12 protein-coding genes are annotated in these 13,212 nt (G+C 62.0%); 5 read left to right on the forward strand and 7 right to left on the reverse strand.

Going from position 1 to position 13,212, the window contains the following annotated elements:
- Positions 1 to 55 precede the first annotated feature (55 nt).
- The 3 genes from IPK70_12850 to IPK70_12860 all read left to right on the forward strand — a co-directional run bounded on the left by IPK70_12850 (position 56) and on the right by IPK70_12860 (position 4,285).
- Positions 56 to 1,669 (forward strand): hypothetical protein, encoded by a 1,614-nt coding sequence (locus IPK70_12850; GenBank protein ID MBK8228046.1) that lies wholly within the window; start codon positions 56 to 58, stop codon positions 1,667 to 1,669.
- A gap of 112 nt (positions 1,670 to 1,781) precedes the next feature.
- Positions 1,782 to 3,659 (forward strand): hypothetical protein, encoded by a 1,878-nt coding sequence (locus IPK70_12855; protein MBK8228047.1) that lies wholly within the window; start codon positions 1,782 to 1,784, stop codon positions 3,657 to 3,659.
- A gap of 263 nt (positions 3,660 to 3,922) precedes the next feature.
- Complete coding sequence (locus tag IPK70_12860; GenBank protein ID MBK8228048.1) at positions 3,923 to 4,285, forward strand: hypothetical protein; 363 nt, start codon at positions 3,923 to 3,925, stop codon at positions 4,283 to 4,285.
- A gap of 6 nt (positions 4,286 to 4,291) precedes the next feature.
- Here the strand turns inward: IPK70_12860 and IPK70_12865 are convergent, their stop codons facing one another.
- From IPK70_12865 to IPK70_12875, 3 genes are all read right to left on the reverse strand, one after another.
- Positions 4,292 to 4,756 (reverse strand): hypothetical protein, encoded by a 465-nt coding sequence (locus IPK70_12865; GenBank protein MBK8228049.1) that lies wholly within the window; start codon positions 4,754 to 4,756, stop codon positions 4,292 to 4,294.
- A gap of 11 nt (positions 4,757 to 4,767) precedes the next feature.
- Entirely contained in the window at positions 4,768 to 5,472 is a 705-nt protein-coding gene (locus tag IPK70_12870; GenBank protein MBK8228050.1) for a hypothetical protein, read from the reverse strand.
- 226 nt (positions 5,473 to 5,698) lie between these two features.
- Positions 5,699 to 5,875: a hypothetical protein gene (locus IPK70_12875; protein MBK8228051.1), complete on the reverse strand. Its 177-nt coding sequence runs from the start codon at positions 5,873 to 5,875 to the stop codon at positions 5,699 to 5,701.
- Between the two features lie 93 nt (positions 5,876 to 5,968).
- Here IPK70_12875 and IPK70_12880 point away from each other — a divergent pair, with 93 nt between their 5' ends.
- Both IPK70_12880 and IPK70_12885 read left to right on the forward strand, forming a co-directional pair.
- A complete protein-coding gene (locus IPK70_12880; protein MBK8228052.1) occupies positions 5,969 to 7,810 on the forward strand; it encodes a DUF2075 domain-containing protein in 1,842 nt (613 codons plus the stop codon).
- Positions 7,811 to 7,849: 39 nt separating this feature from the next.
- Positions 7,850 to 8,095 carry a hypothetical protein gene (locus IPK70_12885; protein MBK8228053.1) on the forward strand — a complete coding sequence of 82 codons (246 nt, stop codon included), beginning with the start codon at positions 7,850 to 7,852 and terminating at the stop codon, positions 8,093 to 8,095.
- Between the two features lie 90 nt (positions 8,096 to 8,185).
- Here IPK70_12885 and IPK70_12890 read toward each other — a convergent pair whose 3' ends face one another.
- From IPK70_12890 to IPK70_12905, 4 genes are all read right to left on the reverse strand, one after another.
- Complete coding sequence (locus IPK70_12890) at positions 8,186 to 8,608, reverse strand: EamA family transporter (protein MBK8228054.1); 423 nt, start codon at positions 8,606 to 8,608, stop codon at positions 8,186 to 8,188.
- Positions 8,609 to 8,892: 284 nt separating this feature from the next.
- Positions 8,893 to 10,512 carry a fibronectin type III domain-containing protein gene (locus IPK70_12895; protein MBK8228055.1) on the reverse strand — a complete coding sequence of 540 codons (1,620 nt, stop codon included), beginning with the start codon at positions 10,510 to 10,512 and terminating at the stop codon, positions 8,893 to 8,895.
- Between the two features lie 252 nt (positions 10,513 to 10,764).
- Entirely contained in the window at positions 10,765 to 12,081 is a 1,317-nt protein-coding gene (locus IPK70_12900; protein ID MBK8228056.1) for a hypothetical protein, read from the reverse strand.
- 115 nt (positions 12,082 to 12,196) lie between these two features.
- Positions 12,197 to 13,201: a T9SS type A sorting domain-containing protein gene (locus IPK70_12905; GenBank protein ID MBK8228057.1), complete on the reverse strand. Its 1,005-nt coding sequence runs from the start codon at positions 13,199 to 13,201 to the stop codon at positions 12,197 to 12,199.
- Positions 13,202 to 13,212 lie beyond the last annotated feature (11 nt).

Here is a 13,212-nt window from a genome sequence, read left to right on the forward strand (position 1 = left end):
CTGATGTTCAGCTTCCTGATATCAGCAGATATTTGACGCTGCCTACCCAACCACCATGCGCAACACAGTCACCGCCATTCTCCTGCTCGTCGGCCTTTCCACCAGTACAACGATTCATGCCCAAGGCACATGGAGCCAACTCACGGATATCGAGGGGGGCGACCGATACTGGGCAACCGGTTTTGCTATAGGCGATCGTGTGTACATCGGTTGCGGGTACAACCTCAATACCTTCCTCCATGACTTCTGGTCGTACAACACCCAAACAGGCAATTGGGTGCCACGCGCGTCCTATCCCGGTGATGGCAGCCTGTACGTGACCGCCTTTACGATCGGCGACAAAGGATACTTCTTCGGTGGCTGGGACATCGGCTACCGGAATGACCTGTGGGAGTACGATCCCGCGAACAACACCTGGACCGAGAAGGCGCCGTTGCCCGCGACCGGGCGATGGGGCGCGGCTGGTTTCTCCATCGGCAACAAGGGCTACATCGGCACCGGAGACAATGCCGGCAACGGTGAGGGTTGCCAGAGCGACTTCTGGGAATGGGACCAGGCGACGAATACCTGGACGCAGAAACCGTCCTTCCCCGGCACGCCTGTGTATGGCAGTGTGGGCTTCGCCATCAATGGGAAGGGCTACATCGGCACCGGATACGATGGCGTGAACGAGCATGACGAGTTCTACGAGTGGGACCCGGTCACGGAGACCTGGACGCAGAAGGCCGATGTAGGCGGTGCGCCGCGCTATCAGGCCTTCGGGTTCAGCATCGGCAACCGCGGCTTCATCGGCGCCGGCAGCCCTGGCTTAAATGACCTTTGGGCATGGGACCAGGCGACCGATACCTGGACACCCGCAGCGGGCTTCCCGGGCGTAGCGTCCAATGTGAGCACCGGTGTCGCCCTGAACGGCATAGGATACGTGGGCGGTGGCCAGACACTTACCGACGAGTTCTGGGAGTTCGTTCCAGGATGCCCCTTGGCAGCGCTGCCGATCGACCCTGCCGGCACGATCGCCCTATGCAGCGGCGATAGCGTCGTGCTCACGGCGCCGACGGCGGTAACGTATGCCTGGAGCACGGGCGAGGCCACACCAAGCATCACCGTTACCGATGCCGGCAGCTACCTCGTAACGGTGACCGATGGATCGGGCTGCGAACTGGACACCGATCCCGTGGAGGTGACCGTGGCACAGCCACCGGCCGTGCCCACCATCACCGTTGGCGATGCCTCGCTATTCTGCGATGCCACCGCCGATGCGTATCAATGGATCGATTGCGACAACGACTCGCTGCCCATCGCTGGAGCGACGGACCAGATCTACACGCCGGGCGGTAACGGGTCCTTTGCCGTGACGATTACCGTGGATGGCTGCAGCAGCACCTCGGATTGCGTGGACCCGATCTCGACGGGAGTTGCGTCACTGCGCGCTGCGGAAGTGTCCGTTCATCCGAACCCGTTCATGGATGTGCTCCTGATCGACCTGCCCGAAGCAGCCCATCGATACACCGTCACCGTGCACGATGCGCTGGGACGCGAAGTGCCAGCGCGTGCACAAGTGAACGATCAACGCATGATGCTCCGCGTGGACTGCGGTGATGGCCTACTGATCGTGCGCATCGCGAACGATCAGCGCACGATCGGCAGCTGGCGGGTGGTGAAGCTCTGACACCGTCAGCTGACGTTAGTGTCTCAGTTTGCCGAAGTGCTACCGACTTAGAGGGCACTTCGGCAAACTGAGACACAAGCTAAGGCGGCACACCTTCTACTTTCGCATTGTCATGCGCCTTCCTTGCACCATCGCCCTGCTCACGTTCGCTCTGGCCGCTCGTTCCCAGGTGCTCCCCGAACTCCCGCAGGAGTACCTCGATGTCTGTTACCCAACCACCGCGGCCACCATCACCGTGTGCAGCAGCGGCTGCGATTACCTGAACGGGCAGTTGCAACAGGCCATCAACGCCGCGCAGCCCGGCACTACCATCCTGCTGCAGCCCGGTCACACCTACGCGGCGGCGATCACGCTGCCCGCCAAGACCGGCGATGACTGGATCGTGATCCGCACCAATTTGCCCGATGTGCAATTGCCGCCGGCCGATCAGCGCATCGACCCCTCGTACGCCGGCACCCTGGCGCGCTTCCAAGCGCCGGCCAACCAGAGCGCGATCACCTTCCTCAGCGGCGCGCATCATTACTACCTCATGGGTTTGGAGGTGGCGGCCACCAGCTACGTCAGCGACATCATCCGCATCGGTGATGGCACGCAGAACAATGTGGGCGCGCTGCCCCACGACATCGTGCTCGATCGCATGTACATCCATGGTGATGCAACGCTCGGCAGCAAGCGCGGCGTGATGCTCAACAGCGCGCGCACCGCCATCATCAACTGCCACATCAGCGACTGCAAGAGCACCAGCCAGGATGCGCAGGCCATCTGCGGATGGAACGGCCCCGGCCCGTTCAAGGTCGTGAACAATTACCTCGAGGGCAGCGGCGAGAACGTGATGTTCGGTGGCGCCAACCCGAACATCCCCGACCTCGTGCCCTCCGACATCGAAGTGCGCAACAACCACTTCTTCAAGCCGATGAGCTGGAAGGAGGGGCACCCTGATTTCGGCGGGACGGCCTGGTGCGTGAAGAACATCTTCGAGTTGAAGAGCGCGCAGCGGGTGCTGGTGGAAGGCAACATCCTGGAGAACAACTGGGCCGATTGCCAGAGCGGCTTCGCGATCGTGATCACCCCGCGCACGCAAAGCGGCGCCAGCATGTGGGCGCGCACCACGGACATCACCATGCGCTACAACATCCTCAAAGGCAGCGATGGCGGCTACAACATCAGCGGGCACGATGACCAGCTGGACAATCCCGTGAGCACGCGCATCCTCATCGAGCACAACCTCGCGTACGCCATCAGCAACGTGAACAAGATGTACCAGTTCCTGAACGGAACGGAGCACTTGACCATCCGCCACAACACCAGCCTCAACGCGGGCACCACCACCAGCGCGGGCGGCGACCCCACGCTCTTCCTCACCTTCCAGGACAACATCGTGGGCTTCGGCAGCTATGGGGTGTGCGGCACGGGATCAGGCTGCGGGAACCCCACCATCAATACCTACTTCCCGGGCTCCACCTTCTCGCACAACGTGCTCATCGGCACACCCGGCGGACCCAACGGCAACCCCGCGAGCTACCCGCCCAACCACTGGTTCCCGGCGGGCACCGGTCCCGTGGGCTTCGTGGACGCTGCCAACGACAACTACGCGCTGCTGCCCACCAGTCCGTATTACGGCGCAGCCTCCGATGGCAGCGACATCGGCGCGGACATCGACAGCCTGAACAGCTACACCGCGAACGTGCTGAGCGGGGTGTGGTCGAGTTGCGCGGACGTCGCCACGGCACTGCCCGGATCGCGATTGCCCCAACTGCTGCTGTACCCGGTACCGGCGAACGACGCGGTGTTCCTGCGCCTGCCCGCATCGCCGGGTGCGGCGCGCGCCATGCTGATCGACCCTTCGGGCCGCGTGCTCCGCGCCGTCCGCTTCACGGGCCCGGAGGCTATTCTGCCCGTGGCCGACCTGGCCGCGCAGCCTTACCTGGTGCGCGTGGTGGGCGAGGAGGGGCAACTCCTGGCGCAGGAACGCCTGATCGTCGTGCATTGACGCGACCCCGTCTGGTGGGGTACGCTGTTGCGCTCACGAAGGCGCGCGCTCACCACCGGTATCGCCGGACTTGCGAAGGCGCTGGTTGGCCCTAGCGATAACGCGAACCGATCAGGCAGCTCATTGCGCTTGCTCCCCTCGGACATCCCATGATGCTTGTCCTCCTGCAGGGCCCGTTGTTCGCGGTCGCGCAACGTGGAGCAGCGCATGGCGCATAGCGAGATCCGCGAACACGTACTTTCGATTCGCGCCACCGTACCATCATGCCTTCCACTTCCTTGCTCCGCTTGCTGCGCTGGGCCGCGCTCACCGCCGGCACAGTCATGCTCCTCTTCCTGCTCTGGATGCTCATCGGGCACCTCACCGGCGATGCGAACGGACCCAACGGCATGCGCTTCAACGGCACCAAGGAGGTGATCGCCTTCGCCTTCTTCCCCTGCTGCACCAGCGTGGGACTTGCACTCGCCTATTGGCGCCCGCTCGCTGGCGGGCTCATCGCCTTCGGGAGCATCGTCGCGCTGCTCGCCCTGCGGCCCGACCTATTGGCCTCGCCCTTCATCGTGGTGGCGGTGCCCGGTCTGCTCTATGCCGCGTACGGCTGGTCGGCGCGACGAGCGAACAGCTGAACCAGGTCAACGCGCGCGCCCATCCGGCTTGAATACGATCACGGTCGGTTCCCTTCCGCGCTCCACGCCTTCATCCTTCGCTTCGGGCAGGTCGATGCGCATGCTCTCCGGGCCGCGCCGCACGAGCAGGAACTTCCGCTCGCACCAGCAATCGATCACCTGGAACCGCGGATGGCGGCGACCATGGAAGCGTACCGTGTCCGGTGCGAGCGCCCACCATTGATGCGTGCCGACCTGATGCGGGTCGTACGGGTAATCGGCGCTCACGTTGAAATGCAGCTCCACCGTCCACGCCGGCCATCGCCGGGTGCCGAGCCCTTGCTGCTCAGCGAAGCTCGGCGCATACGTACCGCGCATGCTGTGTCCGTTCTCGTCGCGCACGATGATGACCGATTGATCGGGTTGCGCATGAAGGCCGGTGGACACGGTGAGCGCCACGAGCGCGAGAAGCTTGCGGGCGCACTGATTCATCGCGCCAATCGCTAGGGACCGCATTGGATCCGCAGCCCGCCGCTGCGCTTCACGGTGGCGCGCAGCACCAGCCGGTGCTCCTCGCCTGCCGCCTGCAACACGAGCCCCGCGGTGTTCGGCGGCTCGCTCCCCTCGTTCTCGGCCTGCATCACCAGGTAATTGGTGCCAGGCCTCAGCCGGATGGGGATGGCGCGCGGCGTGAAGCGATGCGGCACCGCGATGCGCCGCGCGATGCAATCGCCATTGACGAAGATGGTCACCGTATCGCCGTCCATGCGGCGGTCGTCGTAGAGCAAGAGCAGCGTGCCGTCCGCCGCGAGCGTCACCGAGGCCTCCCAGTCCACCGGCCTTCCTTCCACGCGCCGGGGCAGCACCGGTGGCGGCGGCTCGTGCACTGACCGCTGCTTCGTGGCCGTGCGCAGCAGCATGATCCGGCCGGGCGCGCAGCCGGGCGGATGCCATTCGCCATACAGCCGCCATGCGGTTCCGTTGGTATCGAGCCGCAGCGCGCCGCCCTGCAGCACCCAGCGGTACTCGGTCAGGCTCTGCTCCACGATGCCTGATTCGCGCAAGCGGCACACGCCACCGCGCGACTCGCCTTCGATGGCCATGCGCGCGTAATGCGCCTGCTGCCAAGGGAAGGTGATGTGGCTGGTGCCCGTGATGCGGCCCGCATCGGCCATCAGCTCCATATCGATCACGAAGCGCTCGTTCATGCCGCGGACCAGCTCGCCGCGCCAAGTGCCACTGAGATCCTAGGCGAAGACAAGCGGCAGGGGCGCCCATGCGGAGAACAGGAGTGCGAGGGCAAGTCGGAAGAGCGGAGGAGATTGCAGGATCATCGCACGGTCCGTACACCCGGAAGGGCTGTCCGTTCATCGCGCCGGCGTCTGGAGGGCATCACGCATCAGCCGGCCGCAGCTCCGGATGGACGGGCTGTTGTCAGCTCATCAGGCCTGCGGCTTCCGCAGGAAGGGTCAGCTGCTTGCCTTCGTAGGCTTGGAAGTGCTGGGCTATGATTGTCTTGGCGAAGTGGTCCTTGAGCGCCTTTGAGCAGACCAGCCGTAACTCGGTATTGAAGGTGATGAGGCCGCACCGGCTACCTTGCTCGGCATACATCAAATGAGTTCCGCTTTGTTCCCGGTCATTGAGTCAATGGATGCTGGCTGGGCCGGTTCGTTCCCGGTCTTGCGAGGCACTTCTACGAGCGAAATGGTGAATGCGCTGGTCACATTCGTTAAGGAATCTACACCTGAGCAGATCAGGGCTTGGAACAGCTCGTTGCCTTTGATCCAAGTGGAAGCAGGGAAAGTGCTGGATATACAGCCCTTGGCGCAGGACTATTCGGCGATTTTCGAATATGGTCTGCCACAGTCACAAAAGCGGGCAGATGTTGTCCTGCTGATATCTGGCGCTGTTTTGGTCGTGGAACTGAAGGGCGATGGCCAGACCGGCCAAGCCTATCTGGAGCAAGTGGCCGACTATGCTCGCCGGATCTACACCAACCACGTTCTTTGCGGAGAGGATGGTGTTCCGGTTCACGCGCTGGTGGTCAACTACGGCATGCCCGGCGTTCAGCGCAGGGAGGAATGGCTCACCCTCACCAACATCGACAGCTTGCACGCGGAGGTCCTAAGGTTTGATTCTCCGGGGAAGGCACCGATCGCATTGGAGCGATTCCTCGATCAGCACAATCACCAACCCCCTCCTTCGCTCGTACAGGCTGTCCGCGCCTACTTCAGCAGCCAAGCCCTCCCTCGCATCAAGCGCATCGACGAGGTGACCCGTGAAGCACTGAAAGCGGTTGTGGATGAGATACACGAGACCCACCAACGGCAACGGAGGAAGTTGGTGCTCGTGAGCGGCGTACCCGGTGCCGGCAAGACCTATGTGGGACTTCAGATCGCCCACGAGCATTTTCTCGATGATCTGGCCGAGCCAATGGCCAATGGTCAGAAGCCGAGCGCACCAGCGGTATTCCTCTCCGGCAATAAGCCATTGGTGGATGTGCTGCAGTACGAGATGCGCCGCGCCGGTGGCGAAGGCAAGGTGTTCGTCCAGAATGTGAAGGACTTTGTGAAGCGTTACTCCAACAAGAAGTCCATCGCCCCGCCTCACCATGTCCTCATCTTCGACGAAGCCCAACGTGCTTGGGATGCTCATCGTGTGCAACAGAAGCACAAAGACACGAAAGCCATCTCCGAGCCAGCTTCTTTTGTCCAGTTCGCAGGCCGCATCCCATCTTGGTCCGTTGTGATCGGCCTCATCGGCGAGGGACAACAGATCTATACGGGTGAAGAAGGTGGCATGGAGCTATGGGCCGAGGCGGTGCAACTAGGCGGGGAAATGTGGGATGTGAGCGGCCCGTCACAGTTCGCGTCGATCTTCGAGTCTCGCGGCATACCCTACAAGTCCATCGAGTCCTTGCACTTGGCCCGTTCCGTGCGCTTCCACTTCGCGCACGGACTGAGTGAATGGGCCAGTGCCTTGATGGATGGGACACACTCATCGGAGCAACTGAGGGCGCTGGTCGACCGACTTTGGTCCCAAGGTTATCAGATACGCATCTCGAGAGACCTTCATCAAGCAAAGGCCTTTCTGTGGGAGAAGTACCGCGACCAGCCGGAAGCACGCTACGGACTGTTGACGGGTGGGCGTGACAAAGGCCTCGATGAGCTGGACTTCCAGAAGGTGAAGACCTTGACCTTCCGTGCAGGGCCTTGGTACGCCGACCCTGAAAGTTCACCCAGTTCTTGCCGACGGTTGAACGATGCGATCAGTGAGTTCTCAGCACAAGGTTTGGAATTGGACCACAGCCTCTTGGTCTGGGGTACCGACCTTATCCGGAAAGAGGGACAGTGGGACGATGCCTTGGCCATGCGTTACCAGAAGCCCAGCGATGTTGATGATCCGCTCGGTCTGCGATTGAACGCGTACCGCGTTCTATTAACGCGTGGCCGCGAGGGTGTCCTGATCTGCGTTCCAAGTGCAATCCACGAATTGGACGAGACTTATGACCATTTGATCGCTGCTGGCTGTCGCGTGCTGGAGTAATCCCTGGCTCTTATGTCGGGGAGTGCCTAACCTGGCCCCATGGCCCACGACAAGGAATACGTCATCCGCCTCAACGGTCTCGACCTCGGCCAGCTGATCGACGGACTGGAGGCTCGAGCAACGGCTTGGCGCCTCACTGCCACCTACCTCGGAACCGGCGAAGCACCCGACGGCTTCGTGATCGAGGAATGCGACGATGCCGGGGAGGCCTGGCGGATCGCGGAACACTACAAGAGCATCATTCATCAGTTGGTCATGCAGAAGGCAGTGCAGGATGCCGCGTGAGCGATTGAAGCGGGTACCCCGCAGCGACGAAGAAGCGAGGAGTACGAGCGGAAAGCGCGTCGGCGAGTCTTCGAGCCGGCACGCCCCCCCCTACTTCCACACCAACACCACCAAGCCGCACAGGATGAGGGTGGCGCCCAGGGCCACGCGCCAGGTGAAGGGCTCGCGCAGCACGAGGAAGCTGAGCACCAGCGTGACCACAATGCTCGCCTTGTCGATGGTGGCCACCACCGATACGCTGCCCTCCTTCATCGCCCGGTAGTAGAACAGCCAGGAGAAGAAGGTGGTGGCGCCGCTGAGGCACAGAAAGAGCGCATCACGCATGGTGAGCAGGGCCAGCTCCTTGAGCTGCCGGAAGGCGAAGGCGTTGCCCCACACCAGCCCGAAGATGAGGCAGGTGCGCACCAGCAGGGCCACATCGCCGCTCACGTGGCGCATGCCCGCCTTGGCCAGCACGGTCGTTACCCCGGCGAAGACCATGGAGAGGAGGGCGAAGGCGATGGAGCGGTCCATGGGGAATGGAACTACCTGAAAGCAGGGCGGCTATTGCGCGTTGCGAGTTCCTCCGGTACTGCCCCCCACCTCGAACATCGCCTGCGTCAACTGCCCGAGCAAGCACTGCGGCTCGGGGCCGGGACCGGCTCCCCGCTTCCACCAGGTCGGCGGGTTCTTCGATGATGGCTGCACAAGCGGGTTCTCATTCCTGGCCAGGCCGTGCTCCTTCTGAATTGCCATAGAATCGACATTCCGCAAGCTCTGCGCAGAGCGAAGACCTGATGAGGACCAGGAGCCGGTGCTCAGTGCTGCACTTGGAACCTGCCGCTCGCCACCTCCATACCGCTGCGGGTGATGCGATACACGTAGAGGCCATCGGCCAATCCGGAGGTGGTGATCATGGCACGCCCCTGGTCCAGGTTCTGGCTTGCCACGGTGCGGCCGATCCCGTCCAGCACATCGATGCGCAGCGTTGTTCCTGCGCCGATGCCCGCCAGATCGAAGATGACCTCGCTATCGCTGGGGTTGGGAAACACGCGCAGCTGTGCGGAATGCGTGCCTTCGCCCACCGAGGTGGTGTTGTTCACGAGTTCAATGCAGTAGTCCTCGGTCTCGCCGATGTTGTAATAGTCGCAACTCGTGGTCGCTGGGTCACCTTCCACCATGACCACGCGCATACGGGTGGGACCTGTCAACGCATTCGCGGGAATGTTGAGCGTGCCGCTGATGGAGCCTTGCGCAAAGACGCTGGCACTATAGGCCAATTCCCCCGGGCCGGTGAAGTTGCCGTTCTGGTTAAGGTCCACATACACTCTCAAGTACATGGGGTAGACATCGAATAGAACAAAGACCGGTTCAAGGGTGATGGGGTGGCCCTGACCGATCTGCAGCGCGGTGCCTAACCCGGTGAAATCGCCATAGCCATCGTTGGCGCCGGACTGGTTGTCCAAGGTGCCCACCGCAACACGAGCGATGTACTCATCTCCGGTGAGAATGCTGTAGCTGGGGCAATAGGTCAGTTCGATGCACGCGCCGCAGCCCAAGGTGGTGCGGATGAAGCTTGCCGAATAGCCGGTCGATACGCCATCGCACAAGCCTTCCACCTGGAACTCATACTCGGTGCAACCGGAAAGGCCCGCCAAGGTGAAGTTGGTCGCGGCGATCGAGTCGATCACCGACCAGGTAGCCGCACCCGTTGGCCGGTACCGCAGGTTGAAGGTGTCGGTGGTGGTCGATTGCCACGTGAGGTTCACCGTATTGGAGTCCACGTTGGTCACGGACAGGCCTAAGGGGATGGCGCATTGGGTCTCCCCTGCAAGCATCCCCGTAGCAGCCACGCTGCTGTATGCATAGTCCTTCAGGGTGAAGCTCGTTCCATTTGAGGGGATGCTCAATCGGGCCCAACCATAGTAGGTGCTTCCAGCGCTTTCGAACCGCAGGCCGAGGAACTTAGGTGAAGCTACGGACGCGCTATCCAACCAGGCTCCCGTGTAGAGCCCTGCCCGGCAATACCACTGTGGCGGATTCACCAGCCCAAAGGGGATGCACGCTGGCGCGCCCTGGGTGATCAATACCTGGTGGCTCGTATTGTTCCATGCCGAAGCAGGGCTGATCAGCTGCCCCTCTGGAAGCTGAGAGGCGAAGGTGGCCGCGGTCACCACGGCATTGGTCCCTTGCGGCGTGATCCTCACCCAACTTTGCGGCCGTGTATTTGTCGCGGCGCAATTAGCCGGGCCGCCCGGGCACGGGGCGTTCACCGTGCGCTGCACGATCAGGAAGTCGATGTTCCCATCGTTGTCCACATCGAGGGAACAGGTGTCGTTGGTGCCCGTGTAGGTGGCATCAGGGATCACATCCGTGTAGATGATCTGGGCCTGTGCCTGGGTGGCGATCAAGGTCAAGATGAGTAGAGCGTGTTTCATGGTCGGAACGTGTTGTATGGGTGGAGCGAAGGTCCAACGACCGGTTCATCCCGCACCTCGTAGAAATACCAGTTCTGCAAGCCGATCAGAAAATGATCGCTTCGCTTTGCTCGCGAGATCAGATGATCAGAATATGGAATGCCCGGCGCACTTGGTGGCTCATGCCCCAGTGTCCTTGCCGAGAGATCCTACGGTGGCTGGAACCTCTTCTGGACAGGTCAACGTGAAGGTGCGTTGTGCGCATTCGAAGCGTCAATCCATGACGCAACGCAGGCAGCCCCCGAGGATCTTGCCCATGAACCGCCTCTCGATGCCTAGCGTGGTATCGTTCGGGTTCGGGCCAACGAAGCTGAGGCCGCGGATCAGCGCGCCGCCCGAACTGTACTCGGTGGCAGTCCACCAATAGCCGATGCGGCCAAGTAGGTAAAAGCCGTTATGGTTGCGGTAGGAGGCCGGAAGACCTGAGAACCCGGTCTCGTTGGTGGCGCCGGTATTGGGAGCATCCCACAAGGTGGTGGCCTTCATTTTGCCGCCTACGTTCTGTAAACGCCCCCTATAAAGCTCGCCGTTCAACTCGTCGGTCGGCATACCCAAGGCCAGTTCCATTTGCTGCCATTCGGCATCCGTGGGCATGTGCCACCCTTGGGGGCAGATGTTGGGGTTGGCGGCAGCGTACCAGTTATAAAGCTTGCCGTAGGTGGCGTCGTTGGAAGCATCGTTGCTGTAGCTGCACCAGGCAGCGGTGGTCAACTGGCCCCAAGCTGGGCTGCTCGTAACGTTGGGTATGTCGTCGCCGTTCCTGTAGCGGCTGGTACTCAAGTTGGCGGCCATCCAGCATTGGTCGCCGATCTGCACCACGGGGTAGGTGTTACCGTCGATGTCCGTAACCGTTGGGGATGCCGGACAAACCGCTCCTGCGGCCATCACGAAGGTGCGCGTGGCCGTGGCGACCGGCACTTCATCGATCGCGGCACTGTGCAACACCACGCCGCTCGTGGCGTAGCCGATGTAGCGCAGCTCGTCACCCGGGGTCCAGGTGAACAAGGAACGGTCGGACTTGGGTGCTCCCCGGTCCGAACCACCCATGAGCGAGAGACACGCCACACCAGCGCCCTCCGTGGCCATCAAGCGCAAAGAGCTCCGGACACCGCCCTGCACCACCGTGAGCAGGTGTACCCCCGGCCGTTCGCAACTCACCCGGAAACGATGTGTGCCTGCCTCCAAGTTCGCAGCTTGCGACAATAGCTCGCGCCCGGCAACATCGTGCAAGGTGATCAGCGCCATACCACCCATGGCATCGAACACCACCTCCGTACTGCCAGCGAACGGATTGGGCATGCCCTGCATGGCAGGACCAGGGTTCCCTGCATCATTGATCCCTGTGGTGCCCAACACCAGCACGTTATCGGGGAAGTAGATGGTGGTGTCCCCTCCTTGCGTCAGGTTCATCACAAGGATGCTGTCCAAGGGTGTCGGGGCTCCGTTCACCGTGCCTTCGAAGGTGATAACGATGATCTGGGCCTGTGCCTGCGTGGCGATCACCGCCAAAAGGAGTAGAAGGTGTTTCATGCGTTGGTCGCCGAAGCCCGGCGAAGGCGTTGGTTGAGGGGTTGCTAGGCAGGACCAAAGGTGCGGGGCCTGTTCGGCCCCGCACCTCGTAGAAATACCGGTTTTGCGATCCGGCTCACGGCATCACCAACCGTGTCGTCATCTGCTGGCCGTTCAGGAGCATGCGCACGGTATAAAGTCCGGGCCTGAGCGCCGACACGGCAAGCGTATGGCTGCTTGCTCCCGCGCCAAGGCCCAACCGATCCTGTGCGACAATTCGTCCGGCCGCATCGATCACATCGATCGTGACAGCTCCGCCTGCGTTCAGCGATAGATCCAGGCGAACGAGGCCATCGCCTTGCGCAACAGCAACGAGCGTATTCGCGGACGCGACGGCTCCCTGTATCCCAGCAAAGGGATCGCTGAGCCAGCGAACGCCCGTGGTCACTATGGGTTCGCCACCTTCCTCCCCGGAGCTATTAGTGAACACTTCCACCAGCGGGTAGTGCGTGCCGGGGTGCAGGTAGTAGTAGATCGTGTCCACGTAGAATCCATCCTCCGGCCAAGGGGTTTCGAGGGTGTAGCTCCTGGTGAGATGCAGGCGAAGCACATTGGTGAAGGTGCCATAGGGCAGGATCAATGTCCCATAGCCATCGGCCTCGGCGTTGATCGAACCAGCATAAAACCAGGAAGGGCCGGGGAGGTAATCCGCGAAGAGGTCATCGACCCATTGCGTGCCATACGTGCACGGGAATTGGAATGTCATTTCCGGATCCTGGTAGTCGACCACCGCGTCTTGGTCCATGTGGTATCCGAGGTAGTAACCACCGGTGGCGTCGAAGGAGCGGTAGGCGTAGCCAGCATTCTCGGCATGCGCCAGTGTGGCGGTGGGGAAGCTATCGGTCATCGGTGTCGAGGCCGGATCCACGTACGCATAGGTAAAGGCGCTATCGATCACCAGGCCACTGAAGTCCCAGGTGACATTGGCGCCGCTGGCGCCGGGATCCATCCAGGCGCTGGCGTTCAGCACGAACGACTCGCCCGGGCTTGCAGCGAAGTTGCTTTGGTCGATGATGGGTTGCGCTGCCGCGGTGCCAGCGAACAGATGCGCTGATAGCAGAACAGGGTAGATGTGTTTCATGGTGTGAAGAG

The organism is Flavobacteriales bacterium, assembly GCA_016712535.1.
Taxonomy (GTDB): Bacteria; Bacteroidota; Bacteroidia; order Flavobacteriales_F; family PHOS-HE28; genus PHOS-HE28.